Origin of the sequence: Staphylococcus pasteuri (assembly GCF_030547725.1) — a bacterium.
In the GTDB taxonomy this organism is placed as follows: Bacteria; Bacillota; Bacilli; order Staphylococcales; family Staphylococcaceae; genus Staphylococcus; species Staphylococcus pasteuri.
Window position 1 is genome coordinate 1 of the sequence record NZ_JAUOQO010001026.1, and the last position, 234, is coordinate 234.

Here is a 234-nt window from a genome sequence, read left to right on the forward strand (position 1 = left end):
GTCGTTGTTTACCGATTTGCCGAAGATTTGACTTTTGCTGCATACTTCTATGTTAACCATATATTCAGTAAAGAAGTTACTATCTTGTGGTATTGGTACGGTAACTATTTCGCCAATTATAATATAATTAGATTGCGGTATATTAGCGGTCATACCGCCGTTAAATACTGGCAATACGCTGTTTAAAGCATCGCCGTAAGCCTTAGATAATTGTACACTAGCGTATTTCATTAT

At 35.9% G+C, this 234-nt stretch carries 1 protein-coding gene; it reads right to left on the reverse strand.

Annotated elements, in window-relative coordinates:
- Positions 1 to 234, reverse strand: a 234-nt coding sequence (locus Q4528_RS16280; protein ID WP_303522823.1) for a hypothetical protein, incomplete at both ends; no start/stop codon positions are given.